The organism is Candidatus Symbiobacter mobilis CR, assembly GCF_000477435.1.
Classification (GTDB): Bacteria; Pseudomonadota; Gammaproteobacteria; order Burkholderiales; family Burkholderiaceae_C; genus Rhodoferax; species Rhodoferax mobilis.
In genome coordinates, this window is record NC_022576.1 from 2365494 (window position 1) to 2391802 (window position 26309).

21 protein-coding genes and 1 tRNA gene are annotated in these 26309 nt (G+C 58.0%); 13 read left to right on the forward strand and 9 right to left on the reverse strand.

Annotated elements, in window-relative coordinates; all coding sequences use genetic code 11:
• The first annotated feature begins 581 nt into the window (after window positions 1-581).
• The 10 genes from CENROD_RS09675 to CENROD_RS09720 all read left to right on the forward strand — a co-directional run bounded on the left by CENROD_RS09675 (window position 582) and on the right by CENROD_RS09720 (window position 10124).
• Window positions 582-965, forward strand: a complete 384-nt coding sequence (locus CENROD_RS09675) for a response regulator (protein ID WP_041193502.1) — start codon at window positions 582-584, stop codon at window positions 963-965.
• A gap of 32 nt (window positions 966-997) precedes the next feature.
• Complete coding sequence (locus tag CENROD_RS09680) at window positions 998-2014, forward strand: NADH-quinone oxidoreductase subunit B family protein (RefSeq protein ID WP_022775378.1); 1017 nt, start codon at window positions 998-1000, stop codon at window positions 2012-2014.
• Window positions 2015-2023: 9 nt separating this feature from the next.
• Entirely contained in the window at window positions 2024-3517 is a 1494-nt protein-coding gene (locus tag CENROD_RS09685; protein ID WP_022775381.1) for a Ni/Fe hydrogenase subunit alpha, read from the forward strand.
• A 7-nt stretch (window positions 3518-3524) separates the two neighbouring features.
• Window positions 3525-4178: a hydrogenase maturation protease gene (locus tag CENROD_RS09690; RefSeq protein ID WP_022775385.1), complete on the forward strand. Its 654-nt coding sequence runs from the start codon at window positions 3525-3527 to the stop codon at window positions 4176-4178.
• A gap of 142 nt (window positions 4179-4320) precedes the next feature.
• On the forward strand, window positions 4321-6270 hold the full coding sequence (locus CENROD_RS09695; RefSeq protein ID WP_022775388.1) for an FAD-dependent oxidoreductase: 1950 nt from the start codon (window positions 4321-4323) through the stop codon (window positions 6268-6270).
• Entirely contained in the window at window positions 6267-6713 is a 447-nt protein-coding gene (locus CENROD_RS09700; RefSeq protein WP_022775391.1) for a hydrogenase iron-sulfur subunit, read from the forward strand. Before CENROD_RS09695 ends, CENROD_RS09700 begins: the two co-directional genes overlap by 4 nt.
• Window positions 6714-6742: 29 nt before the next feature.
• The gene (locus tag CENROD_RS09705; RefSeq protein WP_022775394.1) at window positions 6743-6967 is read left to right on the forward strand and encodes a sulfurtransferase TusA family protein; all 225 of its coding nucleotides are present in this window, start codon (window positions 6743-6745) and stop codon (window positions 6965-6967) included.
• Between the two features lie 128 nt (window positions 6968-7095).
• A complete protein-coding gene (gph, locus tag CENROD_RS09710; protein ID WP_022775397.1) occupies window positions 7096-7776 on the forward strand; it encodes a phosphoglycolate phosphatase in 681 nt (226 codons plus the stop codon).
• Between the two features lie 141 nt (window positions 7777-7917).
• Entirely contained in the window at window positions 7918-8928 is a 1011-nt protein-coding gene (gap, locus tag CENROD_RS09715; RefSeq protein ID WP_022775400.1) for a type I glyceraldehyde-3-phosphate dehydrogenase, read from the forward strand.
• A 2-nt stretch (window positions 8929-8930) separates the two neighbouring features.
• Window positions 8931-10124: a phosphoglycerate kinase gene (locus CENROD_RS09720; RefSeq protein WP_022775403.1), complete on the forward strand. Its 1194-nt coding sequence runs from the start codon at window positions 8931-8933 to the stop codon at window positions 10122-10124.
• Window positions 10125-10315: 191 nt separating this feature from the next.
• On the opposite strand, the gene CENROD_RS09725 is transcribed toward CENROD_RS09720, so the two are convergent.
• From CENROD_RS09725 to CENROD_RS09760, 8 genes are all read right to left on the reverse strand, one after another.
• Window positions 10316-10392 (reverse strand) — tRNA-Val (locus tag CENROD_RS09725).
• A 72-nt stretch (window positions 10393-10464) separates the two neighbouring features.
• Complete coding sequence (locus CENROD_RS09730; protein WP_202961149.1) at window positions 10465-13443, reverse strand: transporter substrate-binding domain-containing diguanylate cyclase; 2979 nt, start codon at window positions 13441-13443, stop codon at window positions 10465-10467.
• A gap of 90 nt (window positions 13444-13533) precedes the next feature.
• Window positions 13534-16299, reverse strand: a complete 2766-nt coding sequence (locus tag CENROD_RS09735) for a KGGVGR-motif variant AAA ATPase (RefSeq protein WP_022775409.1) — start codon at window positions 16297-16299, stop codon at window positions 13534-13536.
• Window positions 16296-16733 carry a hypothetical protein gene (locus tag CENROD_RS09740; RefSeq protein ID WP_041193505.1) on the reverse strand — a complete coding sequence of 146 codons (438 nt, stop codon included), beginning with the start codon at window positions 16731-16733 and terminating at the stop codon, window positions 16296-16298. The genes CENROD_RS09735 and CENROD_RS09740 overlap by 4 nt, the downstream gene beginning before the upstream one ends.
• Window positions 16734-16831: 98 nt before the next feature.
• Entirely contained in the window at window positions 16832-18097 is a 1266-nt protein-coding gene (locus CENROD_RS09745) for a 2-oxo acid dehydrogenase subunit E2 (protein WP_022775417.1), read from the reverse strand.
• Window positions 18098-18161: 64 nt separating this feature from the next.
• On the reverse strand, window positions 18162-20873 hold the full coding sequence (gene aceE, locus CENROD_RS09750) for a pyruvate dehydrogenase (acetyl-transferring), homodimeric type (protein ID WP_022775420.1): 2712 nt from the start codon (window positions 20871-20873) through the stop codon (window positions 18162-18164).
• Window positions 20874-21097: 224 nt separating this feature from the next.
• On the reverse strand, window positions 21098-21358 hold the full coding sequence (locus CENROD_RS14395) for a hypothetical protein (RefSeq protein ID WP_022775422.1): 261 nt from the start codon (window positions 21356-21358) through the stop codon (window positions 21098-21100).
• 26 nt (window positions 21359-21384) lie between these two features.
• Window positions 21385-22146: an integron integrase gene (locus tag CENROD_RS09760; RefSeq protein ID WP_420795905.1), complete on the reverse strand. Its 762-nt coding sequence runs from the start codon at window positions 22144-22146 to the stop codon at window positions 21385-21387.
• A 214-nt stretch (window positions 22147-22360) separates the two neighbouring features.
• Here CENROD_RS09760 and CENROD_RS13205 point away from each other — a divergent pair, with 214 nt between their 5' ends.
• From CENROD_RS13205 to CENROD_RS09770, 3 genes are all read left to right on the forward strand, one after another.
• The gene (locus CENROD_RS13205) at window positions 22361-23080 is read left to right on the forward strand and encodes an SfiI family type II restriction endonuclease (RefSeq protein WP_022775428.1); all 720 of its coding nucleotides are present in this window, start codon (window positions 22361-22363) and stop codon (window positions 23078-23080) included.
• Complete coding sequence (locus CENROD_RS09765; RefSeq protein WP_022775431.1) at window positions 23068-24078, forward strand: DNA-methyltransferase; 1011 nt, start codon at window positions 23068-23070, stop codon at window positions 24076-24078. Before CENROD_RS13205 ends, CENROD_RS09765 begins: the two co-directional genes overlap by 13 nt.
• Before the next feature lie 113 nt (window positions 24079-24191).
• Window positions 24192-25259 (forward strand): RES family NAD+ phosphorylase, encoded by a 1068-nt coding sequence (locus CENROD_RS09770; RefSeq protein WP_041193509.1) that lies wholly within the window; start codon window positions 24192-24194, stop codon window positions 25257-25259.
• Window positions 25260-25430: 171 nt separating this feature from the next.
• On the opposite strand, the gene CENROD_RS13210 is transcribed toward CENROD_RS09770, so the two are convergent.
• Window positions 25431-26264 (reverse strand): IS5 family transposase, encoded by an 834-nt coding sequence (locus CENROD_RS13210; protein ID WP_081699951.1) that lies wholly within the window; start codon window positions 26262-26264, stop codon window positions 25431-25433.
• Window positions 26265-26309 lie beyond the last annotated feature (45 nt).

Below are 26309 nucleotides of genomic sequence, written 5' to 3' on the forward strand. Positions count from 1 at the left end.
TCAGTAGGCAGGCGAGCCGAAGCAGTGTGCGTGGCGCCGGAGCGCAGGAACCGGAATGTACGGACAGTACATGAGGATTTCGAGCACCGCCGCCGTGTGCAATGCGATGGCGCAGCCCCTACTGGAATCGGTTCTAAGCCGTGACCTCGGCCTGCAGGCTGGTTCTGGATCACCCCCCAACAAACAAGGGCGCAGCGGAATGGTTCCCTGCGCCCTGCTACCTAGGGCCAAAACCGCTAGAGGTGTATCCAATAAACCCAGATAGTCCATTAGGGTTTGCAGGGCAGGTGGATGCAGTGGCGAGGCAGTTTTGGCCTGACTGAGGCGTACATAGCTTGCGCTATGAACAACGAAGAAGGGCAAAAATGGCCGCCAATGTGCCGCCTGCACGCACATAGCACCGAAGGTGCCTCATGGACTACCTGGGGGACTACCTGGGTTCAATACATGGTAGCCGAATCGACGGGATATCCGCTGTCCCCGTGGCTGATGGGTGCTGCCAACCGCTGTGCTACATTGCCACGCGCCCCGTATTCAGCAGCACATCCTGCCCTGTTTCCCACCCCTCTGACCCATCCGGTATGGCTGATTCCCCGGCAGTTTTGGTGGTCGATGACGACGATTTCACGGCCCAGATGACCGCGATGGTGCTTGATGCTGCGGGTTTTGCAGCAGTCACTGCGGAAGGGGGCATCGACGCTCTCGACGTCGTCGCGCAGTACCCCTCGATTGGCGTGGTCGTCTCCGATTTCGAGATGCCCTTCCTTGATGGCCCTGGGCTGTATGCCGAGTTGCGCGAGCAGGGGTACCAGCAACCCTTCGTCTTGCTGACGGGAAAAGACCCCGCCGCGTTGTCTGTACTTCCCCCCGGTATTTCCGCCGTTCTGACCAAGGATGAGCGTCTGTCCGAAGACCTGCCTGCACTGGTGGGGGAGCTTTTGCGCGGCGCGCTTGGCCATTCGTAGCTCACCCATATCTTTTTTGCGAGGAGGAGTCCATGCCGTCCACCAAACCCAAGCTCGCCATGTACTGGGCGGCTTCCTGCGGCGGGTGCGAGATCGCGCTGGCCAATGTCCACGAGCTGATCCTCGAAGTCGATGCGCACTTCGATTTCATGTTCTGCCCCTGCCTGCTTGATACCAAAAAGAAGGACATTGAGGCGCTTGATGACGGGGCCATTTTTCTGACTTTCTTCAACGGTGCCTTGCGCACCGAAGAGAACGTCGAAATGGCCGAGCTGCTGCGTGCCAAATCGCAGGTGCTGGTGGCGTTCGGCGCGTGTGCTGCAAACGGGGGCATTCCGGCGCTGGCCAACCACCATGGGTTGGCCCATCTGCTTGATACGGTGTATTGCAGCGTTCCGAGCGTGGACAACCCGCAGCGCATCTACCCGCAGACTTCGAGCCAGGTCGCCGAAGGGGAGTTGACGCTGCCGGGAATGCTGCCGCGCGTGCTGGCCCTGCATGACATGGTCAAAGTGGACTACACCATGCCCGGCTGCCCGCCGGAGCCGGAGCAAATCGCTGCGGTCATTCAGCACGTGATCAGTGGAAAGCCGCTGCCACACGTTGGCGCGATGCTCGGCTGCCATGCCAAGTCCGTGTGCGACGAATGCCCCCGCGAAAAACGCGGGGTGCTGGCCCCCCGCCTGGTGCGCACCTACGAGGCCATCCCTGAAGACGGATGGTGCCTGGTGGAACAGGGTTTTGCATGCATGGGCCGTTCGACCCGTGGCGGTTGCGAGGCCCTGTGCCCCACGCGGAACATGCCCTGCACTGGCTGTTACGGCCCCATCGACCGCCACGCCGACCCCGGAGCGGCTGCCCTGACTGCGCTGGCTGCCGTCGTCGACCCCGGCAAGGGGCACCTCAAGGACGAAGAAGCGCTACACCAGCGGTTGGATGCAGCGCTGGCCGGGGTGGCCGACCCACTCGGAACGTTCTACCGCTACACCATGTCCGAATGTGTCGTGGCTGACCGTAGCGCGCACGCCCACGCTGACAAGGGGCAATAAGGGGACATCATGACGCAACGCATCACCATCGACCCGATCACCCGCCTCGAAGGCCACGGCAAGATCGAAATCTTTCTCGACGATGCCAAGGAAGTTTCCGCAGCGTATTTCCAGATTCCCGAATTGCGCGGGTTCGAGTCCTTCTGCGTGGGGCGCCACGCGGAGGAAATGCCGAACATTACCAACCGCATCTGCGGTGTCTGCCCGGAAGCGCACCACATGGCCGCCGCCAAGGCCATCGACGCAGCCTTTGGCGTGGAATGTCTGCCGGCGGCGCGGCGCATTCGTGAGCTGATCTACATGGCGTTTTTCGTCACCGACCACACCACGCACTTCTACTGCCTCGGCGGGCCGGACTTCGTCGTTGGCCCCGACGCCCCGGCTGCGGAGCGCAACATCCTCGGCGTCATCAAAAAGGTGGGACTGGATGTAGGCAAACAGGTCATCGACACCCGCAAGCGCAACCACGAGCTGATCAAAAGGCTCGGCGGGCGCGGCGTTCACCTTTGCGGAGCGGTGCCCGGCGGCTGGGCCGTGCATTTGGACGAGGCCGCACGGCAGGAATTCCTGGGCTATGCCCGCGACAACATTGCTTTCGCGCAGTTTTCGTTGAAGGTGTTTGAGGACATCGTCCTCAAAAATCCGGCCTACGCGGAGCTGGTGATGTCCGACCTGTATGTGCATCGCACGCACAGCATGGGGATGGTCGGCCCCGGCAACGCGCCGGACTTTTACGACGGCAAGATTCGCGTCGTCGATACCGTGGGGCAGGAAGTCGTTCTCTATGACCCCAAGGACTACCTCGACCATATCGCCGAGCGCGTCGAACCCTGGAGCTACCTCAAGTTCACCTACCTCAAACGCTTTGGGTGGAAGGGCTTTGTCGATGGGCAGGACAGCGGCATTTACCACGCGACGCCGCTATCCCGGCTCAACGTGGCCGACCGGATGGCTACCCCACTTGCGCAGGCCGAATTCGAGCGCTTCTACGACACTTTTCAGGCGAAGGGCAAGGCGGCAGGGGGCAGGAATTTGCCGATACACCACCGGCTGGCTACGCACTGGGCGCGGTTGATCGAGATTCTCTACGCGGCGGAGCGGATGCAAGAACTGCTGCTCCACCCCGAAATCTGCGACCCCCACGTTCGCTGCGTCACCGAGGCACGTGCCGGGGTGGGCATCGGCTCGGTCGAAGCACCCCGGGGAACGCTGACGCACCACTACGTCACCAACGCGCAAGGGTTGATCGAGCGCGCCAACCTCATCGTCGGGACGACGAACAACAACGCGCCGATTTCGTTGTCGATCATGAAAGCCGCCAAGGGGCTGATCCATGGGGGAGTGTTCAACGACGGCATCCTCAACAAAGTGGAAATGGCGTTCCGCCTCTACGACCCCTGCTGTTCCTGCGCTACGCACGCCTTGGGCAAAGCACCGCTCGAAGTGGTGCTGCGCGGCGCGGATGGCGCCGTGCTTGATGTGTGTACGCGCAACCCCGCCTGAAACCGCGATGCGCGTTTTCGTTCCAGCGCCCCCTGTTTCCCCGTACAAGGCGGAGGATGCGCCGTGCGTCGTCATCGGCCTGGGGTGCCCTTTTCTGGGCGACGATAGCGTCGGCATCCAGGTCGTTCGCGCCCTGCAGGGGTGTTGGGAGGACGATGCCGTGCGTTTGGTCGAATCGCACGCCGGGGGGCTGCTGCTGCTAGAAGAACTCGCGGGGACGCAGTGCGCCATCGTCATTGATGCTTTGCTCGACGAGCGGCGGCCTGTCGGGGAAGTCGTCGTCGCCGGCATCGACGGCAGCAGCGAGCATTCCACCTGTGGGCACGATTGCGACCTGCCTGGCGCTATCGCGCTGGGGAAGGCGATGGGTTTGGCGTTGCCCCAGGCCATTCACCTTGTCGCCATCGTCGCGCAAGATGTGGGCACGTTCACCGAAACACTCAGCCCCGCCGTGCAAGCGGCGATTCCGCAGGCATGTCATGTGGTGCAGCGTATCGTTGCGGGGGAAGCGGTTGCGCAGCAGACGGAATCGTTCCAAGAATCGTTCCCAGCATCTCGGCAGGCGTCTTTGCAGGGGTGCCTGACAGGACGGCGGCCCATCGGCGCTCGGTGCTGCACTCCCCGGGCCGTCGTCTCGTCCACCGTGGTACGCGCTCCCTGAATGCAGCGTTCCTTGCTCGCTGCTGCCCTTGCTTCCTGCTTTCTTTGCTGCATCGACCGCTCCATCCGCAAGCCCCCGCATTCCCGCTTACGTTCCCGCCCACGTTCCCGAATACCAGGTCGAACCTTTCGGAGGAATTCTCATGAACCAGCCATCCAGAACCGCCGTGATCCTGTGTACGTGCAGCGGGATCATCACGGAGCGCATCGACTGGGATCGGGTGCAGCAATTGCTGGCCTGCCACCCGACGCGCCCGCTCTTTCGCATCGACGACCTGGCCTGCGCGGCAGACCACCTCGAAGCCACTGCGCAATGGCTGCGCGAAGAACAGCCCGACCGCCTCGTCGTCGCGGCGTGCTCGCCCCGAGAGCATGAGTCCACGTTCCGCAAACTCATGGCCGATGCAGGGTTGAACCCCTATTTCATGCAGCTTGTCAACGTGCGCGAGCAGATTGCTTGGGTCACGGCAGACCCCGTGCAGGCCACGGCCAAGGCTGCGCGGATGCTTTCTGCGGCGCTGTACCGCGTGCAGCGCCATGTCCCCTTGCAGGAGCGCAGCTTTCCCGTGCGCAGCGACGTGGCCGTGATCGGCGCCGGGCCTGCCGGTATCCAGGCTGCCCTGACGCTGGCCCGCGCAGGGCGCAAAGTCACGCTGATCGAAAAAGAACCCTTCATCGGCGGGCTGCCCGTGCGGTTCGAGGAGCTGTTCCCCAACCTCGATTGCGGGCCTTGCCTGCTTGAACCTGTCATGGGCGAGGTGCTCCATGGCCCGGAAAGCGAATCGATCCAGGTGCTTACGCTCTCCGAAGTCACCGCAGTCAAAGGCGGCTTCGGCAACTGGAACCTGACCGTGCGCCAGTCGCCCCGCTACATCGACCCGGAACTCTGTATTGGGTGCATGGAGTGCGTCGCAGTCTGCCCTGCACGGCGGCCCAATGTCTGGAATGGCTTGTCGGATATGGCCGCAGTGGGTGCTCCCTTCGCGGGGGCGCTACCCAACCTGCCGCACATCGACCCCGCAGCCTGCTTGCGTCTGAACGACAGTGGTGGACAAGACTGCGATGCCTGCGTGGGGCAATGCCCGGTCGAAGGCGCGCTGCGCTTCGACGATGCCCCGACGACGCACAGCATCGACGTTGGCGCGATCATCCTGGCAACGGGATGCGTCGAAGAAGACTCCCTGCCTGGGGTGTTTGCGGGCTTGGCCGACATCCACACCGCCTATGCCTTCGAACGCCTGCTGGCGATGAATGGCCCCACCGAAGGCGAGTTGCGCACCGCTAGGGGAGGGCCGCCCAAGTCGCTGGCGATCGTCCATTGCGCCGGTTCGCTCGATGAAGACGGCGTGCCCTACTGCTCCGGCACTTGTTGCCGCGATGCGCTCAAGTTCGCGCACCTGGCTGCGCACAAGGTCGAGGGGCTGTCCGTCACCCGCTTGGTGCGCGAGCAGATGGCGCCTGGCGTGGATGCCGCCCACCTCTTCCACCACGACCAGAGCCGCGTGGTGCGCTACGGAGGGATGGATCGGCTGCATGTTGCGGGCAAAGGGGCGGATCGTGTGATCGTCTGTACTGACACGAACGAGCGTGTCGCCGCAGAGATGATCGTCCTGATGCGCCCACTCGTTCCCGGCCAGGGGACGGCCTCGGTCTGCGAGGTACTCGAACTCGACCGCGACGGGGCAGGGTTCATCGCCACAGCGCACTCCTTGGCGGGGTCGTGCTCCACGGCGCTCAAGGGAGTCTATTTGGCGGGGTCGTGCCGGGGGCCGGGGGACATCCGCGAAGCCTTTGCGACGGGCACCGCCGCTGCCGGTCTGGTGCTCTCCGATTTGGTGGCCCAGCGCGACATCGTCGTCGACCCGCAAGTGGCCGTGGTCGATGTTGATCGCTGCTCCGGTTGCGTAACCTGCCTGCCGTTGTGCCCTTACAAAGCCATTTCGTGGAACGACGCTGACCGGGTCGCACACATCGAAGACACCCTCTGCCAGGGATGCGGCACTTGCGTGGCAGCGTGTCCCGCCGGGGCCATCGAGGGACGCGGTTTTTCTCGCGACATGCTGCGCGCCGAACTCGAAGGAATCTTGTCATGAACCAGACCACTACCCTTTCTGCCGTTACCGCCAGCGAAGCACCGCAGCCGCTGCGCGTCGTTGCCTTCCTCTGCAACTGGTGCTCCTACGCCGGTGCGGACAAGGCTGGCGCCAACCAGCTTCCCGTTCCCCCCGACATCTCGGTGGTTCGGGTGATGTGCTCGGGGCGCGTCGAACCCACCGTCGTGCTCGAAGCCTTCCAAAAAGGAGCGGATGGCGTGATGGTGCTGGCCTGCCACCCCGGAGACTGCCATTACAAAGAGGGCAATCTGCGTGCCTATCCACGTATGGAATTGCTGCGCAGACTCGTGGAACAACTGGGCATTGCCCCGGAACGCCTGGTGCTAGACTATGTTTCGGCTGCCGAGGCGGACAAGTTTTCTCGAATCACCACTGAATTCGTCCAGCGTTTGCGAGCGCTGGGCCTTGGCAATAAGGTTTGATTGTTTGATTTTGTTTTTCTGAGGTTTTTATGGCGACACAAATTCTTGACTGCATTGGCCTCAAGTGCCCGCAGCCTTCCCTCAAAGTAACAATTCTGGCGGCCAAGATGAAGCCAGGCGACGTGCTTGAAGTCGTCGCCGACTGTGCAACATTCGAGAAAGATATTCGCGAATGGTGTGGGCGTGCAAAAAAGACATTGTTGTGGGTACGGGAAGAAGGCGCTAAAACCAAAAGGATTCAAATTAAGTTTTAGGTTTATTCCGTTGTAGGTACATTCCGGATAGATGTTTATTCTGGTTGTATCCTTTTTGTATTAGAAAATCTTCTTTCGTAGCGATGCCCTGGTGGATACCGGGGCATTTTTTTTCTTCTTTTTTCAGTATGTCTGTGTTGCGTCCGTTCGATCTGGTGATGTTCGATCTCGACGGCACGCTCGTGGACAGCGCACCAGAAATCGCTGACGCCGTTTGCGACACCCTGCATCGTCTGGCGTTGCCCACCGTGACCCTGGAACAAGTCATCGGCTGGGTGGGCCGGGGAACGCGGGAGTTGCTCGTTGAGGTGCTTGCGTACCTGACCCACTTCCCCCCAGAACGGGTACGCACGAGCGCCTTGCTCGCCGTCGTCGTGACGGAATTCCGCTGGTATTACCGCAACCGTTGTGGTACGCATTGCGTCCTATTTCCCCACGTCCGCGAAACCCTGGACGCATTGCGGCAGCAGGGTACGCGATTGGCTCTCGTCACCAACAAAGACGCGCATTTCACCCACGTCGTGCTCGAACGCCTGGGGCTGATGCCGTCTTTCGACCTCGTTATCAGCGGCGATACCCTGCCCCAGCGCAAGCCTGACCCCAGCGGGGTACAACTGTGCCTCGATCGCTTCGGGGTGCAGCGGGAGCGTGCGCTTTTCGTCGGCGATTCTGCTGTCGACGTGGCAACGGCGCGCAATGCCGGCGTGCCGATCTGGGCAGTACCCTATGGCTACAATGCCGGGCGCCCTGTGGTAGAAGACAAGCCGGATCGCTTGATTTTCAACTGTTCCGCGCTGTTGGATCTGTAGCAAATGCCGCCAAGCAAATGCTACGAAGCATGTGCTGTAGAGCCTATGTTGTGACCTGCATAGGGTGCGCCTGGTTCCATCCGTCCGTGCGCTGTCTGTCGCCGTAGGTTTTTTTCTGTGAGTTCCTCTGAGGAGTCGTCAATGAGTATCAAACTGGGTATCAATGGCTTTGGCCGCATCGGCCGCATGGTGTTCCGCGCAGCGCTGCGCAATTTCGACGACGTGGAAATCGTCGGCATCAATGATCTGCTTGAGCCAGCGTACCTGGCCTACATGCTGCAATATGACAGCGTGCATGGCCGTTTTCATGGTGAAGTCGGTGTGGACGGCAATACGCTCGTCGTTAACGGCAAACGCATCCGCCTGACGCAAGAGCGCGATCCCGCGAATCTCAAGTGGACGGAAGTCGGCGCAGACGTCGTCATCGAATCCACAGGCCTGTTCCTCGACAAAGTCACCGCGCAGAAGCACATCGACGCCGGAGCGCGCAAGGTCGTGCTTTCCGCACCCAGCAAGGACGATACCCCGATGTTTGTCTATGGCGTCAACCACGCCAGCTACGCCGGGGAAGCCATCCTGAGCAACGCCTCGTGTACGACCAACTGCCTTGCCCCCGTCGCCAAAGTGCTGAACGACAAATGGGGCATCAAGCGCGGGTTGATGACGACCGTACACGCCGCCACGGCTACCCAAAAGACCGTCGATGGCCCCAGCAACAAGGATTGGCGCGGTGGGCGCGGCATCCTGGAAAACATCATCCCCAGCTCGACCGGGGCTGCCAAGGCGGTGGGCAAGGTCATCCCCGCGCTCAATAAGAAGCTGACCGGCATGGCCTTCCGCGTTCCGACGAGCGATGTTTCCGTCGTCGATTTGACCGTCGAACTCAACAGCCCGGCAGCCTACGCTGACATTTGCGCAGAAATGAAGGCGCAAAGTCAGGGTGCCCTCAAAGGCGTGTTGGGGTACACCGAAGACAAGGTCGTCTCGACCGACTTCCGTGGTGAAACCTGTACCAGCGTGTTCGATGCCGAAGCGGGCATTGCCTTGGACGATACCTTCGTCAAGGTCGTCGCTTGGTACGACAACGAATGGGGCTACTCCAACAAGTGCCTCGACATGGTGCGCGTCGCCGCCCTGTACAAAGGGGCCTGAGCATGAATGTGCTGCGTTTTGCCGACCTGATCGCCCAAGGTGCCGTTGCGGGCAAGCGGGTGTTCATCCGCGCCGACCTCAACGTCCCGCAGGACGACGTAGGGAACGTCACCGAAGACACCCGCATCCGTGCGAGTATTCCGTGCATCAAGATGGCCCTGGATGCCGGAGCCGCCGTGATGGTGACCAGCCATCTGGGCCGTCCCACCGAAGGGACGCTCAACCCGGAGGACTCCCTTGCTCCCATAGCCAAGCGCATGGCGGAGTTGCTGGGCCGGGATGTGCCGTTGCGCGCCAACTGGGTCGACGGGGTTGATGTGCAGCCAGGGCAAGTCGTCCTGCTCGAAAACTGCCGTGTCAACGTCGGGGAGAAGAAGAACAAGGAAGAGCTATCTCGCAAGCTCGCTGCCTTGTGCGACATCTTCGTGCATGATGCCTTTGGCACTGCGCACCGCGCCGAAGCCACCACCTACGGCATCGCGCAGTTCGCGCCGATCGCCTGCGCTGGCCCGTTGCTCGCCGCAGAAATCGACGCCATCCAGAAAGCGCTGGCGAACCCGAAGCGGCCTTTGGTGGCGATCGTCGGTGGTTCCAAGGTATCGACCAAGCTCAGCATCCTGCAAGCGCTGGCCCGCAATGTCGATCAGCTCATCGTCGGTGGCGGCATCGCCAACACCTTCATGTTGGCGGCAGGGTTGAAGATCGGCAAGAGCCTTGCCGAGCCAACGCTGCTGGCGGAAGCCACCGCCGTGATCGAAGCGATGAAGGCACGTGGCGCGGAAGTGCCGATCCCCGTCGATGTGGTCACTGCCAAGCAGTTTGCCGCAGACGCTGCGGGGACGGTCAAGGCTGCTACCGACGTTGCCGACGACGACATGATCCTCGACATTGGCCCGCAGACGGCGCAAATGCTTGCCCAAAAGCTCAAGGCAGCCGGAACCATCGTCTGGAACGGCCCCGTCGGCGTATTCGAATTCGCGGCTTTCGAAAATGGTACGCGCACCATCGCGCAGGCCATCGCGGAATCGTCTGCCTTCAGCATTGCCGGGGGTGGGGATACGCTCGCTGCCATTGCCAAGTACGGCATCGACAAAGACATGGGCTATATCTCGACCGGCGGCGGCGCTTTCCTCGAAGTGCTGGAGGGCAAAACCCTGCCCGCTTTCGAGATCCTGCAAAAGCGCGCGCAAGGCTGATTCCGCAAGAGCAACACACCAGGACTACCGAATGACCGGGGGGTTCCCCGGTACCTTTCCGCCCCACCTTGCGTGGGGATTTTTTTGCCCTTTGTTGCCCGGCGGAGCACAACGATACGGTGCATGCGACCGCAGCAAAGCGCAAAAAGCGCAAACCGGGAGAAAAACGAAGAGAGAAAACGAGAGGGGGGTGGTAGGCGGTATAGGGATCGAACCTACGACCTTTGCCATGTCAAGGCAACGCTCTAACCATCTGAGCTAACCGCCTGTACGGAGGGTTCCGGAAACCGGTTCCTTCGTCACAAAAAGGATGCACATTGTATCTGGATGACCGCAATGGCTACTTGGCTTGTTCTTCGGCAGATGCCGTCGATGCAAATACCTCCACCCGATTCCGGCCCGCTTTTTTGGCCGCATAGAGCGCATCGTCCGCACGTTTGAGCCATTCTGCTGACGTATCGAAATGCGTTGGCGACCCCATGGCCAGCCCGATGCTGATCGTGAAACGAATTGCGGTCTCCTCGGATTCGACAACCAGTGCTTCCACAGCCAGCCGCAAGGCTTCGAACCGATCCAACAGGTCTGCGCGTTCATCCATGGGCATGAACGCGACGAATTCTTCCCCGCCCATGCGTGCGCAGCGATCCGTCTCGCGGCGCAGATGCTCTTGCAGGCAACGCGCCAAGGCTCGCAGGCATTCGTCACCAGCGGCATGGCCGTACTGGTCGTTGACTTGCTTGAAGTGGTCGATGTCGATCATGGCCACGGCCAAACCCAAGCCTTGGCGTTGGCACAAGCGGAAATCCCGCGCATATTCCTGGTCGAAAAACTTGCGGTTCCCGATGTCGGTCAGCGAGTCCGTCAGGGTCAGTTGGGCAAGTTGGCGGTTGGCTTGTTCCAACTGGCGGTTGAGGCTGCCCAATTTGCGATTCCAGACAAACAGCATGACCAGCAACAGCGCTGCGGCTCCGCCCCATTGCCAAACCAGGGTCAGGTCGAGTTTTTGTTCGAGCCGCACGCTGTGCCAGCGTTGGTCGATCGCCCGCCTGTCCGCATCGGTCAAGCTGTCGACCATTTTTTGCGCGATGGAGAGCAGCTCCGGCTCGTCGTTCCGCGTCCCCAGGGACAACGCCCAATCACCCGGAACGCGACCGATCACCTTGATGTCCGCATAGCCCAGCTCTCGCAAGGAATAGTTGATCGTCGTGAGCGAACCGATGTACCCGTCCAGCTCGCGACGTTGGAGCAGATGCAATCCTTCGCGCTCATTGGTCACTTCGATGAGGTTCAGCCGGGGATGCCGGGCGCGCAATAGTTCGGCAAAGGCATAGCCCCGCACGATGCCGACGCGCTTGTCGGCAAATTCGTCCAGCCCCTCGACAAAAGGCGCCTCGATGCGTGCGATCAACACATTCGGCGTCGTGTAGTACGGTGTCGTGAAGTTCATGTACATGCGCCGCAGCGGCGTTTGCATGGCCATGGAATACATATCGCAGCGCCGGGACTGCGCGGCCTCCGTCGATTCCTGCCAGGTGCGGGTACGCAGGGGTTCGAGCGGTATCGCCAAAGATCGCGTCATCGCAGCCAGATAGTCGGCTGCAATGCCGACATGCCGTCCATACGTATCCAGTCCTTCGAGGGGCATCCAGTCCGGATCCAGGCACAGCACCAACTTGCCCCGTTTGGCCAACCAGGCTTTTTCGGTATCGCTGAACTGGATGCTGGTTGGCGCTTGGGCGAACGTCGTTGCGCCGAGCCAGCGGTTTTCGATGCTGCGGCGTTCGGTGGGGCTGAGGGCCGCAAGCGCCTTGTTCATGATGTCCGCCAACGGATCAAGCGCAGGGCGCACGCCGAAACGCAAATCCTCGCCGGGATACCCGGGGAGCTGCAATTCGCCCGCAATGCGTATGCCGTTGAGGTGCAGCGTACGCACCCAATGGTTGCCGTTGTGCAAAGATGCCAGAACGACATCGACATCCCCGGCAGCTAGCGCATGAAACAAGGCTTCCTGGGAGGCAAAGGCCTTGATCGAATCTCCAAAACGCTGCCGTAGCGTGGCTTCGTAAAAAATACCTGCGCTCAGGGCAATGCGCAACCCGGATAAATCGTCGAGATCATTGATACGAAAGTTGGGGTCGCGCGTGAACACGACATTGGGAATGACATGGTAGGCATCGGTGAACCGGGCCAGCGACTGCCGTTCCGGGGTGCGCGAGATATTGGCCAGCACGTCGATATCGCCGCGCTGGAGCATCTCCAGCAGCACCGACCAACGATCCACCACGGGCACGACGCTCAGCCCCGTCAAATCCTGGATGCGTGCGAGGACGTCGACCGACAAGCCTTGGGGCTTTCCGCCATCGACGAAGCTGAAGGGCGCGTAGTCGCGCATGATGCCCACCCGTACCGGGCCGATCCGGCGCAGATAGTTGGATTGCTGCGCAGTCAGCCGGAACCCGGTGGGGGTTGCGACGGTTTTGCCCCCAAAGTCTTGCCATACCTCAAGCAGCTTGACCAAGCGTTCGCGGGGAATCGATGCAAGTCCGGCGGCAAGGATGCGGTGGAGTTGGGGCAATTCCTTGCGAACGCCGATACGGAAATCTTCCAGTTCGAAGCCGTCCATCGCCACGCGACTGGCCACCACCAAGTGGTTGATCCCGGCATTGCGGGCCAGGTAGGCGAGGGTGACTTCCGGCCCCACGATCGCGTCAACCCACCCAAACGCCAAGGCCCGGATCAGGTTGGGTAGGCCGTCGTATTCCGTGACGGCGATTCCTCTGCGCGTGAAAGAATTTTTGTAAAAAATGTCTTTGACCAAGCCCACGCGAAACGGTTGGAGGTCTTCGAGCCTGTCGATGGTGGGAAGCGGACGGTTGCCGTCGTGCATGATCACCGAGCGGCGGTGGTGGTAAGGCTCGGTAAACAAGGTGAATGCCGTGCGTTCCTGGCTCCAGGACATTTCATCGATAGCGTCGATATCGCCACGCTGAAACGCTGCATAGACTTCCGGCCAACTGCCGACCTTGTAGTCGAAGCGCAGGCCGGTGCGCTGGGCCAGCTCTTCGAGCACGTCGATGGAAAACCCTTCGACCCCTCCATTGCGAACCATCGAATACGGCTCGTTGTCAGCCATCACGCCGATCTTGACAACGGGGTGCTTCGCCACGAATGCCTTGGTATCGGCATCCACTGCATAGGCAGGCATTGCTCCGATGAGGAACAGGGCAAGTAGCCAGAGGTACCGGGTGAGCATGGCAGGGGGTGGTGAATGGAAGGGGAGCGCCAACAACGAAAAGACGGCAAAAACTATAGGACTCACGAAGAATTGTTCCATCTAGGCTGGCCCACGCAGACAGTACAAGGTTCTAAGTCCTACACCATAGTGCAGCCGCTCAAGAACCGATGGCTCTCACAAAGGAATACTGCCAATGTTCTTCTTGAGCAAAGCCTGCGTGCGTGGCCGCCCCGTCATCGAAGTCTCGAAGCCTAGCCCGCATCGATAAATTTCGGGCAGGAAAAGCCGTTTCTCGCCCAAGTTGCCGTCCATATCCTCATAGATCACGCCCAGTTCTTGGAGCGCACTCAACAAGTTGGCGTCGAGCCGAGCTTCTGCAGGGCTGAACGGAATGCGGATGTTGCGAATGCCATGTTCTTCCATCAAGGCCGTCCACCTTCGCAGTGACGCGATTTCCTGTTTGGCCTCGCTGATTTTTTCTTGACTGCACAGTGGAATGGCCTTGCGCATGGATTCTGGAGACAGGATGCGGTCAGGCCAGGCCGAACTGGTTTGTGTAGATTCGAGTTCCGCAGCAAACCGTAGGAATCGAACCAAGTCACGTGCCTGTACGAGGCCTTTCAGATCGGATAAGGCAGCATATACCCATCGGGCTGAATGCGCCTCTTTGGATTTTTCACGTCCCAGCTTTTTTCCCCACAACCGTTCTAGTTGGTCTTTCAACTGTTCTATGCGCAGGGACTCCGCCGATTTCGGGTCGTCGGGAAAAATTTGTGCCTGGCAGCACAGCATGAAAGCAAGTTGCAAGAAGTTCTCGGGGTTCCATTGCAGTCGGAAGGGCTGGAAGCGTTGCAGCAATTGGCCCAGGTTCTGGCGTACCGTGGCATAGACATAGTCTGCCCGTATGAAGATCATGACCCCAATGTGTCGGTTTTCCAGTTCGCCGATGCGATTGGGCAAGCGCAGCAGCGCCTGGATTGCGTCGATGGAGCATTCTTTGGTGGCATCTTCGAATACATCTTCGATCCCATCGACAACAAAGACGATACGATGACCGCGAGTAATCAGCAGGTCGTTGAGATCGTGCAAGCCACTCGTGGCCACGCCCAATTGTTGGGCTATGAGCCCATCCCAGAACTCTTCCCAGGTTGCTGGCGGTGTGTGGATCGCCTGCTGGATTCGTCGGTACACCTCTGTACCGCGTAGCAAGCAGTGCTTGTCACCAGCAATGACATCCAAAGCTCGCCTCTGTGCTGTTTTGATTTCGCCATCGGGCTTGTCTTCCATGTTGCCAGACCAGAGAACGGGAAAAATCGCAGCATTGATGATGGTATGGGCTTCGAACCCCAGCTTTTCCAAAAAGCCAGGCCAAGTCCCCGTTCTGACCATCTGTCTAAACGTGAATGTCTTGCCCGCACCTTTGGCGCCAATCACCAGCACATTGGGCAGTTCCTTCGCATAGTGTTTGCCCAGATTGCGTAACGGTTCGATAGCCAGCATGGCAGATGCGGTATGACCATCAGCAAACCCGGCTGCATCGCATACCTCGTGCAAACGATGCGCTTGCTGTAGTCGCGTCGATGATGGGAGTCTGGCCATATCCGGCCTGGGTACTTGCTGTGCGCGGGTGGGCGAGGCGTACAACGCTGTGGCCCATTCGCAGGCACTGGCGAACAACCTGCCCGATTGCGGAAGGACCTCCAGTGCTTCACGCACTGTACTGACAGCCATCAGGGTGCTGAGAAATTCAGCTTCCAGCCATTGCACACCTGGCGTCAGTGCATCGTCACCGGGGTATGCCTCGCCCAATGCTTTCAATGCCTGCTCGTAGTGTCCGCCTTCCCGCAGTGTCTTGGTAAGCATGCTCAACACCACAGTGGGACGAGCATCCCCCTGTTGGTCTGCGGGGAGACGCCGGTTGAAGAAGTGCAAGCGTTGCAGTACTTCTTTCATGCCTTCCACCGACTGGGGGGCCACTGTGCTTACGAAAAAGTGGTCTACCCGAGGATCGAACAAGATGGGACTAGCCAACTCGCTCAAGCCTGCTCGAAGGTCGATGAAAACTGCGTCGACTCCAAGGCGTTGCCCTAGCGCATGCAATCGATCCGACAACTGCCATGGATTGGCAGGATTTCGCGCCAAATGCTCCGGTGTGACAGGCATGTCTTGGATTGCGCCCAATTCCAGCGTGGCCGGCAACACAAACAACTCTCGCTGTCTACCCGCCACATTCAACGAGGTTTTGCGCAATTCTTCAGCAAAGAAATCCAGCGTGGCATCAATGCCCAATGGTGGATAGTGCAGTGCTTCGAGCAGATGCACGAAAGATACCGTAGGCCGATTCATCGTATCCAGCCAAAAGCTGATGCCCGGCGCTTCCAGGTCTGCGTCTACCACCAAGATTTTTTTGGGGGTGGAACTAGGCACCATCATGCATGCTGTCACATAGGTCATGAGTGTGGTGGTACGCCCTACGCCACCCTTGAACGAGTGAAACGATACCAAGTCAGGGCCGACATTCCATGATGGAGGACATGCATCGCACCCTATCGACTGAGGATGTATAGACTCTTCCGTGGGCTGCATCGCTTCCACCGAGGGCAGGTAGGTCATATCCCGCCAGAGCGGATAGGTTTGCATGGCAGGAATCATGGGCGCAGCCGCTGCTTCCTGTACCAGTTCCACCGGGTATAGAGCGGCACCGATACGTAGGCGGATGGCACGTTCAGCACGGTGGTACGCTGGACCAAACATGCTGGCTAACCAATCATCTACCTGTACGGCCTCAGTGCAGTGGCGAATCTCTATGCCATCGGCAAAGCAGTCCACACCATGCACGCCCGCAGGCAATTGAGTCCATAGCGCCGTGCGCTGTTTGAGCAGGCGATCTACGTCCAGCCACGTCAAAAGTCGCTCTGCTACGGAGGACTGTAGGCTCATCGGAGTTCTCCTTGAATCCATCGCAGCACTTGTCGTAGTTGGTGCTCGCATTGCGCGTCGGTAGGCACGATGCACTCCCCTCCATAGCGCCAAACTTGGTGCAGGATGCTGATGTCGCCATGGCGAGATAGCCGAGCTTGGTTATGGGTGACTGGCCGGAGCTCCAAGTGCGCAGGCAACGAGAACCCTGAGCCTGCTTGCAGTGCTTTGAGAAGCTGACGCAGGTCATGACCGGTGTTGTCTATATCCATACGGTCAAACAAGCTGCGGCCCTGCCGTTTGAGCCACACGGCCTTCAGACCGCATTCCACAGCGTACAAGAGCAGAAGACGGTGCGGGTTTTTGCAGGCATCGTCGGCCATAGAGGATGCTATGGATGACAGCTCTCGCCATGCTCGGCGCAATTCGCGGTCGGTAAAGGGAATAGCGCCCATACAGAGATTGTTCGCAGCCGGTTTTCCTACATTGCCAACGCTGGCTGATGGATAAGGTCAGTGCAATGCATCGCTGCGCTTTCTATCAATGCCTCTCGTTATAGCAGCACCCTGCGGAAGTCTTCCAGAATCCCCTGCAAGTGCGCAAGAAAACGCGCTGCGCCAGCCCCGTCGACGACGCGGTGATCCCAGCTTAGCGATAGGGGGAGCATCAGGCGCGGGACGAATGCCGTGCCGTTCCATGCCGGGGCTTGCTGGGCGCGGCAGACGCCAAGAATGGCCACTTCCGGCGCGTTGATGATGGGGGTGAAGTACCGCCCGCCGATCCCGCCCAGGCTGCTGATCGTGAAGGTCGCGCCGCTCATTTCCGCAGGCGATAGCTTGCCTTCGCGCGCCTTGGCTGCGAGCGCAGCGGTTTCTTGGGCAATCTGGACGATGCCTTTTTGGTCGGCGTCGCGCAGAACGGGGACGACCAGCCCTTGCGGGGTGTCCGCAGCAAAGCCGATGTGGTAATACTTTTTGAGCACCAGGGCATCGCCATCGAGCGAGCTGTTGAACGACGGGAATTTTTGTAGTGTTGCGGCGCAGGCGCGGATCAAAAAGGCCAGCATCGTCAGCTTGGTTCCCGCCGATGCCAGCTCCGCATTGATCGTGACGCGGAAGGCTTCGAGTTCGGTGATGTCGGCATCGTCGTGGTTGGTGACGGTGGGAATCCCCATCGCATTGCGGGTGAGATGCGCAGCGCTGATTTTTTGGATTCGGCCCAGCGGCTTGCGTTCGATGGGGCCGAATTTGGCGTGATCGACCTGCGGCCATGGGGGCAGATCAAGGGATGGGGATGCTGCCGCAGTGCCAGTCACCGGGTCAGGAACCGTTGCAGGCACCGCAGCGACGGGGGCGGAGGCCATAGAACGGACATCGTCTGCAGTGATGCGGCCATTCGGGCCGGTGGGCGGGACGGTGTCGAGCGGAACGCCCTGTGTACGCGCTTCCTGGCGTGCCAGCGGGGAGGCATGGATAGGCCCCTGCGCTATTGCAGCGGGTGGTGCAGCGGGTGGTGCGCTGGGCAAGGCTGATGCAGGGGAAGGTGTTGCAGGGGCAGTGCTCGGGGCAGAGGCTTGCGCCACGTCCGTGTCGAGCACCAGCAGCGCAGAGCCTTCGCGCACTTGGTCGCCGACCGCGACAAGCAGCGATTGCACGATACCGGCGTGGGTGGAGGGAATCTCCATCGACGCTTTGTCGGATTCGACGGTGACCAAACTTTGGCCTACGGAAATTCGATCACCGGGGGCGACGAGCAATTCGATGATGCCGACATCCGCAAAATCGCCGATATCGGGCACCTGGACGGTAAGGGAAGGCACGGTTTTTCTCCTGTTGGATACGGTAAGGAATACGGTGGGGGATACGGTGGGAATGCGGTACGGCTTATGCGTACAAGGGGTTCGGTTTGCCGGGGTCGATGTCGTACCGAGCCAGTGCCCGGGCCACTGTGTCGGGCGGCACTGCCCCTGCATCGGCCAGCGCACGCAACGCTGCAAGGACGATGAAATGGCGGTCTACCTCGAAATGCTTGCGCAGGCGGTAGCGGAAGTCGCTGCGGCCAAACCCGTCGGTGCCCAGCACCGTATAGCCACGGCCTGCGGGCAGATAGGGCCGGATCTGTTCGGCGAACGCACGCACATAGTCGGTCGATGCCACGACCGGCCCCGGGTGGTCGGCCAGTTGGCGGGCGACGAACGGGGTACGAACCGGCGCATCCGGGTGCAACAAACGGTGGCGCGCGCAATCCTGCCCTTCGCGTGCAAGCTCGGTGAAGCTGGGGCAGCTCCAAACATCCGCCTGCACCTGCCAGTCTTCGGCCAGCAGTTGCTGGGCGGCCAAGGCTTCGCGCAAGATCGAACCGCTGCCCAGCAGTTGCACGCGGGGGGCTGCATCCGGGGCGGCCTCAATGGCAGCGGGTTTGCAAAGGTACATCCCCTGCAGGATTTGTGCTTCCGTCCCTTCGGCCAAGCCGGGCATCGGGTAGTTTTCGTTGAGCAGGGTGACGTAATAGAAAACGTTCTCCTGCCGCCCGACCATGCGCTCCATGCCATGGTGCAGGATCACCGCGACTTCGTGTGCAAAGGTCGGGTCGTAGCTCACGCAGTTGGGGATGGCACTGGCCAGCAGGTGGCTGTGGCCATCCTCGTGTTGCAGGCCCTCGCCATTGAGGGTCGTCCGCCCCGAAGTGCCGCCGAGCAAGAAACCCCGCGCCTGCATGTCCCCGGCAGCCCAAGCCAGATCGCCGATGCGCTGGAATCCAAACATCGAATAGAAGACGTAGAACGGCAGCATGATGCGGTTGCTGGTGCTGTAGCTCGTCGCTGCGGCGATCCAACTGCTCATGCCTCCGGCTTCGTTGATCCCCTCTTGCAGGATCTGCCCGCGCTCGTCCTCGCGGTAGTACATCACCTGGTCTTTATCGACGGGCGTGTAGCGTTGCCCTGCGGGGTTGTAGATGCCGATCTGCCGGAACATCCCCTCCATGCCAAAGGTGCGTGCCTCGTCGACGAGGATGGGAACGATGCGCGGCCCCAGAGCAGGGTCGCGCAGCAGTTGCGTTAGAAAGCGGACGAAGGCCTGCGTCGTCGAAATCTCGCGCCCGCTGGCCGTCGGCGCCGTGACGGCGGAGAAAGCGGACAACGGGGGGACGGTGAACGTCTCGTCGCTGCGCGTGCGCCGGTTCGGCAGGTAGCCGCCCAAGGCTTTGCGGCGCTCGTGCAGGTAGCGCATTTCCGGCGAATCTTCCGGCGGCTTGCAGAACGGCACCTGCGCGATGTCTTCGTCGCGCACTGGAATTTGGAAACGATCCCGAAAGGCGCGGATGTCTTCGTCCTGGAGCTTTTTGATCTGGTGGACGTTGTTTTTGCCTTCGCCACTCTTGCCCATGCCAAAGCCTTTGACCGTCTTGATCAGCATGACGGTGGGCTGCCCCTGGTGCAACACGGCGGTGTGGTACGCGGCGTAGACCTTCTGGGGGTCATGCCCGCCCCGGCGCAGGTTCCAGATTTCCTCGTCGCTCATCCCCGCCACCAACTCCTTGGTGCGTGGGTCACGGCCAAAGAAGTGCTCGCGCACATAGGCGCCGTCGTTGGCGCGGAATGCCTGGTAGTCGCCGTCGAGGGTTTCCATCATTCGCCTGCGCAGCGCGCCATCCTGGTCCTGGCGCAGCAGGGGGTCGAGGTTGCTGCCCCACAGGAGTTTGATGACGTTCCATCCCGCTCCCCGGAATGTGCCTTCGAGTTCCTGGACGATCTTGCCATTGCCACGCACGGGGCCGTCGAGGCGCTGGAGGTTGCAGTTGACGACGAAGATCAGGTTGTCGAGCCGTTCGCGTGCGGCCAGCCCAATCGCGCCGAGGCTTTCGACCTCGTCCATTTCGCCGTCGCCGCAGAAGGCCCAGACCTTGCGGTGGGCGGTGTCGGCGATGCCCCGTGCGTGCAGGTATTTCAGGAACCGCGCCTGGTAAATGGCCATCAACGGCCCCAGCCCCATCGATACCGTGGGGAATTGCCAGAACTCCGGCATCAGCTTGGGGTGCGGGTAGCTCGACAGCCCACGTCCCTGCGTCTCCTGGCGAAAATGGTCGAGCTGTTCCTCCGTCAGCCTGCCTTCCAAATAGGCGCGTGCATAGATGCCTGGAGCCACATGCCCTTGCAGAAACAGCAAGTCCCCCCCATGGTTGGCGCTTTCCGCATGCCAGAAATGGTTGAACCCCGCACCGAGCAAATGCGCCACCGACGCAAAGGAACCGATATGCCCACCCAGGTCGCCCCCGTCTGTGGGGTGGTGCCGGTTGGCGCGGACAACCATCGCCATCGCATTCCACCGCATGTAGGCGCGCAGCCGTTCTTCGATGGTGATATCACCGGGGCATTGCGCCTCGTCTTCCGGGGTGATGGTGTTGACGTATGCAGTCTGCGCCGAAAAGGGCAGCGTCACCCCCTGTTGCCGTGCTTCGGAAATGACCGTTTCCAGCAGCGTGTACGCACGGTGGGGGCCTTCGCGTGCGATGACACCGCGCAAGGCATCGAGCCACTCACGGTCTTCCTGGGGGTCGTCGGCGGGATGCTTGTCGGTTGGCAAAGCGGGGGACATGGACTTTCTCCTCGAAGTACGAAAACGCCGTCGGCAATGGTAGACGACGCGGGGAGAGCGCAAGGCAATCAGGTAGGCAACGGCTTCTAACCGTCGCCTACCACACCACCCACCGTCGTGTGGGTACGCAGTGGGCGGTGCTACAAGTCGGCTCACCTGACGAAGTTTTGCCTTCCTTCTTTGCCATGTTTCAAGGCTCGGTGCATGTAGGCCGCCGCCTGCATCTAGCCCGTTCGGGCTTGATTGATGGGGTCGAGGTCTTCGCTGCTGACTTTTGCACCATCACGGCCTGCATTGCTGCAAGTCACGCTGTGCTCCGGGATGACGATGCTGCCAGTTTCTTCGACACGTAGCGGGCCGCTCGGGCGCACCAAGCCCAGCTTGTGCATGGCACGCTGCGGGCCGGACCGTGGGGTGGTGGTCTGGGATTTGGTGCTTCTGGTGCTTCCGGGCAGTGGATTGTTTGCGATTTGTTCTTTCCACATTTGCGCATCCGCTTCCGGATTCAATCTTATGCCTCGGTCAGAGTTGGTCCAAAGGGCCGGACACTCCACAACCTCCTTTGTTGAGCACATGGGTGTAAATCATGGTGGTGGCGACGCTTTTCCCCGCTGCGCGGATCGACCGAATGACTACCGGAAGGGAAGATGTATTGCCAACCCCATTCATTTTTTGCATTGGGGTACTGGCGTTCCAAGGCATCCGGCAAGTAAACACTAGCCAGTCCTTTTGCGGTATCGTCTTCCAACAAACGTTTGCGCCATAGCAGATGCTCTTGCAATGGTGCAGCCAATTTGCGTGGAAGCATCGTTACTCGGTCTTTACCACCTTTTCCATCACGCACCAAAATTTCGGTGCGAGCAAAGTCCACATCTTTCACGCGCAGACGAACCACTTCCATCAAACGCATTCCGGTGCCATACAACAGCCGTGCCATCAGGCCATGCACACCATGCATTCGTTCCAGCACCGAAGCAACCTCGGCTTGCGTCAGCACCACCGGCAAATGTGCTGGTCGCTTGGCGCGCACCACATCTTGCATCCAGGGCAAATCCTGATCCAACACTTCTCGGTACAGAAACAACAATGCAGACAAGGCTTGGTTCTGCGTGGAAGACGAAACATGACCATCCACTGCCCAATGCGTCAAAAACGCTTCGACCTCCAACGCGCCCATATTGGCAGGGTGCTGCTTGCCGTGGAACAAAACGAAGCGCTTAATCCAATGGGTATATCCAATGGGTATATTGGCGCTCGGTTGCGATGCTAAGATGCTTCAAACGCAGCTTGTCGCGCAACTGGTCAAGCAGTTTGGGCGGTCGTGGGGTGCGTGGGGTGTTTTCAGGCATAAAACTGGGCAGAAAAGGGGTGCTACTGGCACATTTTCTTGGAAGGATGCTGTGTTATACACCGATTTTTTGTATGGGTATACACCGCTTGGGGTGTATACTGTACGTTGGGCGGAAAAAACGAACTAAAGGATAAATATGACCGAAAAAGACCCTGATATTTTATCATTGGATGAGATAGAGCGAATTGAAAAACTGACTCTGCGCTGGATATTTCAAGCTGTCATTGATTTCGGAATGGAGGCTCACGAAATATTTCTTAAATCACCAGATAGTGTTAAAGATATTGCGGAAGATATTACACGAGAACTGCTTGATAGGCTTTCAGGATTTAATGTTCAACAAAGAGTGTATGGCACAGTAGATTACAAGAAGGCAAGGTATGTTATACTTCCTGATGAAACTGTCAGACAAGCCTTGTTTATTGATTCAAAAGCCGAAAAAGAAAACCGATCCGCTACAATTCAAATGTCTCAGACATCATTGTGGGTAAGACAAAGGCGTGCAGGTGCAGAGGTAAATGAAAAAGGATTTCTTCCAGAAATATCCAAATATGGAGGAAAGAATTATTTAACAACAACCTGCCTTATACATTTTAAGTACAACGATGACGACAACGCTACTCATCATTTGCGTGAAGTCATTATAGCGGCAATCCCTAATGGAAAGTTACAGGACAGATATAATCCAAGTGCAGATGATGGAATTTGGCTGGCTGGTAGAAATGCTCCAACATTGGGCGAAGACTTCAGAGTAAGGGTTGGTTTTAGCAAGTTAAAAGATAAAGCAAGCTGGCGTATCCAAACATTAACCTATGATCAAGATAGAAAGGAGTGTATAGGCGTATGGCAATCATAAATATGTTTAATCCGCTTACTCCGAACGAAATTTACCACGGAGACTCCAGAAATCTATTAAATAGAATTGAGAAAGATTCAATTGCGTTAAGTGTATGGTCTCCGCCTTATTTCGTTGGAAAAGAATATGAAAAAGATTTGTCATTTGATGATTGGAAAAACTTATTAAGAGATGTTATTGCTTTGCACTTTCCAATTATCAAGCCTGGTGGATTTTTGGCGATCAATATTGCTGATATTTTATGCTTTAGAGATGAATGTATGCCAAAAATTATGGCCGAAAACATCTCCCGAAGAAAAATTACGCTTTCCAAAGAAGATATATTAGCAGTCAGGAAAAAACATCCTGACTGGAACAGATACAAACTCGCAGAGCACTTCGGATGTAGTGAACAAACTATAGACAGAAGGCTTAATGGGAATAACATCAGAGGTGGAAAATACCAATCGCAAACCAGAGTTTTCTTAGTTGGAGGATTAATAGAAGAGGCAGCTTTATCCGCTGGATTCTACTTATATGATCGTAGGATATGGGTAAAAGATGCAGCATGGGAAAATTCGCGGTGGCACACTATATCCTATCGTTCTGTAGACGAATCTGAATATTTTTACATTTTTTGGAAACCGGGAATTACTAAAGTCGACCGTTCAAGGCTAACAAAGGAAGAGTGGGTAAATTGGGGTTCAAGAGGTGTATGGAAAATATCATCTGTTCGTAGCAACGCAGATCACGATTCTAAGTTTCCTGTTGAACTTCCAAGAAGAGCGATAAAGCTTTTTACTGAACCGGGTGAAATTGTTCTTGATTGTTTTATGGGGAGTGGAACAACTGCGGTGGCAGCCATTAGTGAAGGAAGACAATACATTGGAATTGAGAAAGAGGAAAAATCAGTAGCTATCGCAAAAAAGGCTACAGATTCAATCAATAAATATACGAAGGAACCTGTGCAGATGGATTTAATGATCAGGGAGTTAGAAGCATCATACGGCACAGAGTAACCGCCCAACAAGGCGCTGCACACGGACGGGGATTCCGCTGCGCTCCATCCCCGCCGGTGAGCTTGGTCGTTAGGCTTTTCTCAACACGGGCCCTTATCCAGTCGCTAGACCACATGAACACAAGCACAGAAGAAGCGACAGTTGTCTGCTCAAGCTGCTTCAATGATGTTGGCTTGAAACTTGACGCCGTGCGCATTGGGCAAGACATACCGGGGTCATGCCCAAACTGTGGCTCAACTGATGGGAAGAAGCTACCCATAGCTGGCCTCGGTGCGTTGGCACATCGCTACTTTGTCTGGGGCTCAATGTGGCGAGCCAAGTATGGTGCGGCGCCACTAATTCAATTCAATGAGCATCAGTCAACATCAATTGACATTAAGCCGTGGCTAGAGCCAGATGTACGATTGATAGAGCGCTTGCTTGGGGTTGGATTTTTTCACTACGGCCCACGGCTGTGGATGTTCGGCGAAATCGAGCCACTGAAGGCGCTCCAAAAGCAAAAATCACGGCAAGCGATTATTGATCGAATCGTCAGCGAGTACCCGGACAGAAAGCTATCCCCAAGGGAACTCTTTTATCGTGTCCGCATAAACCCAAAGGAGCCTGGCGATGGTTCCCAATACGATAGCCCGCCACCGGAGCACGCTGGGCGAGGACGGCTCGATAGCAAGGGGCACCCCGTTCTCTATGGCTCACCAGACCTTGAGGTCTGCATTCACGAGTGCCGGGTTTCAACCGAGGACGACGTCTTCGTTGCCACACTGAACACAACCCAAGATCTGCGCTTGCTTGATCTGTCAGTTCTCTTGAAAGAGCCAGAGCACATAACTGAGTTTGAGAGTCTCGATCTAACTGTTCACATGCTGTTTCTCGCAGCCAAACACTCATACAAATTAACACGCTCAATTGCTGAAGCAGCACGACGCGCGGGCTTTGATGGCCTGGTCTACCCCTCCTACTTCAGTTTGCTGAGGCTAGGCCAAATGCCATTCCAGACCGTCTATGGCATTTCACATAGAAGGATTGAACAATTCCATGAGCATGAGCAAGCCAAAACCATTCCAAACCTTGCGCTGTTTGGTCGCCCGATCGCCTCTGGCAAGGTTGCGGTCAAGTGCATTGATAGGCTCATCATTAATCGAGTAGGCTATGAATACCATTTTGGCCCAACCGGAGCTTAAGTGAACTTCAAAATTGAATCATTTGCCACCAGCCCAGTTTCACACTGCAAGCGCAACACTATGAGTAGCTCAACCGCCTCAGAATATGGCGCCAGCCTAACCGTAAGTTCGAGTGGGGCCGCAATGCTTCGCATCGCGGCCCCTCAACTTTAGCGTTCGGCGTCTTAGAGCCTATTTCAGTAGGCAATATGCCCTTAAAGTGATTATGGCGCAAGTGAGGTGCAACATAGCGATATACGTTTCAGGAAGTTTTTCCCAACGAACCAGAATTCGGCGAAAGCGATTCATCCAGCTATGTGTACGTTCTACTACCCAGCGCCGTGCCTTGAAACCAGCTTCTTGCTTTATAGATTTAGCTTCTTCGCCTCTGGAACGAATGTGAGCCGTAAAGCCAAATTCTTTGACGATCTCTCTTACTTCATCATAATCGTATCCTTTTTCCAAGCAGATGCCTTGTGGTTTTGTATCCGTCGGGTCTGGTCGTTTTGCTTTGATGTCTTCCAGCGTACTCCTGACCAACTTCATGTCGTGCCGATTGGCACCGTCGAGGGCGACGGCAAGCGGTATGCCTGCACCATCAGTAAGCACACTGCGCTTGACACCTTGCTTGCCTCGATCTGTTGGGTTGGCCCCAGTTGTTTGCTGACCTGCTAGGGGTGCTTTGGTTAACGCTCCATCCATGGATGTCCATGCCCAATCGATGCCTTGGGATTTGTCGTATTCGACCAATTGTTGTATCCAAAGGGCTGAAAATACACCTGCTTTCGTCCATTCGCGAAAGCGTCGATAGGCAGAACTGCACGAGCAAATTCCCGTCATGTTTAAGGCGTTCCACTGGCAGCCAGTTCGCAATACGAAAAGAATTGCGTTCATTGCGCTGCGATCAGATACATGCGGATTATGGCAACCAAGGGGATGTTTTTTGGGTTCAGGGAGCGATGATTTTATTATTCCCCAGAGTGCATCATGCAATCTCCACCCATCATCATGAAATATCAGGCCCATAATTTTCCTCATCTGGATTATTACGACTGTGATGTTTGATATTAT

Bases quoted from the DNA above. Each gene is read 5' to 3' on its own strand.
- CENROD_RS09675 (WP_041193502.1), top strand. From the start codon at position 582: ATGGCTGATTCCCCGGCAGTTTTGGTGGTCGATGACGACGATTTCACG.
- CENROD_RS09680 (WP_022775378.1), top strand. From the start codon at position 998: ATGCCGTCCACCAAACCCAAGCTCGCCATGTACTGGGCGGCTTCCTGC.
- CENROD_RS09685 (WP_022775381.1), top strand. From the start codon at position 2,024: ATGACGCAACGCATCACCATCGACCCGATCACCCGCCTCGAAGGCCAC.
- CENROD_RS09690 (WP_022775385.1), top strand. From the start codon at position 3,525: ATGCGCGTTTTCGTTCCAGCGCCCCCTGTTTCCCCGTACAAGGCGGAG.
- CENROD_RS09695 (WP_022775388.1), top strand. From the start codon at position 4,321: ATGAACCAGCCATCCAGAACCGCCGTGATCCTGTGTACGTGCAGCGGG.
- CENROD_RS09700 (WP_022775391.1), top strand. From the start codon at position 6,267: ATGAACCAGACCACTACCCTTTCTGCCGTTACCGCCAGCGAAGCACCG.
- CENROD_RS09705 (WP_022775394.1), top strand. From the start codon at position 6,743: ATGGCGACACAAATTCTTGACTGCATTGGCCTCAAGTGCCCGCAGCCT.
- gph (WP_022775397.1), top strand. From the start codon at position 7,096: ATGTCTGTGTTGCGTCCGTTCGATCTGGTGATGTTCGATCTCGACGGC.
- gap (WP_022775400.1), top strand. From the start codon at position 7,918: ATGAGTATCAAACTGGGTATCAATGGCTTTGGCCGCATCGGCCGCATG.
- CENROD_RS09720 (WP_022775403.1), top strand. From the start codon at position 8,931: ATGAATGTGCTGCGTTTTGCCGACCTGATCGCCCAAGGTGCCGTTGCG.
- CENROD_RS09735 (WP_022775409.1), bottom strand. From the start codon at position 16,299: ATGAGCCTACAGTCCTCCGTAGCAGAGCGACTTTTGACGTGGCTGGAC.
- CENROD_RS09740 (WP_041193505.1), bottom strand. From the start codon at position 16,733: ATGGGCGCTATTCCCTTTACCGACCGCGAATTGCGCCGAGCATGGCGA.
- aceE (WP_022775420.1), bottom strand. From the start codon at position 20,873: ATGTCCCCCGCTTTGCCAACCGACAAGCATCCCGCCGACGACCCCCAG.
- CENROD_RS14395 (WP_022775422.1), bottom strand. From the start codon at position 21,358: ATGTGGAAAGAACAAATCGCAAACAATCCACTGCCCGGAAGCACCAGA.
- CENROD_RS13205 (WP_022775428.1), top strand. From the start codon at position 22,361: ATGACCGAAAAAGACCCTGATATTTTATCATTGGATGAGATAGAGCGA.
- CENROD_RS09765 (WP_022775431.1), top strand. From the start codon at position 23,068: ATGGCAATCATAAATATGTTTAATCCGCTTACTCCGAACGAAATTTAC.
- CENROD_RS09770 (WP_041193509.1), top strand. From the start codon at position 24,192: ATGAACACAAGCACAGAAGAAGCGACAGTTGTCTGCTCAAGCTGCTTC.
- CENROD_RS13210 (WP_081699951.1), bottom strand. From the start codon at position 26,264: ATGGGCCTGATATTTCATGATGATGGGTGGAGATTGCATGATGCACTC.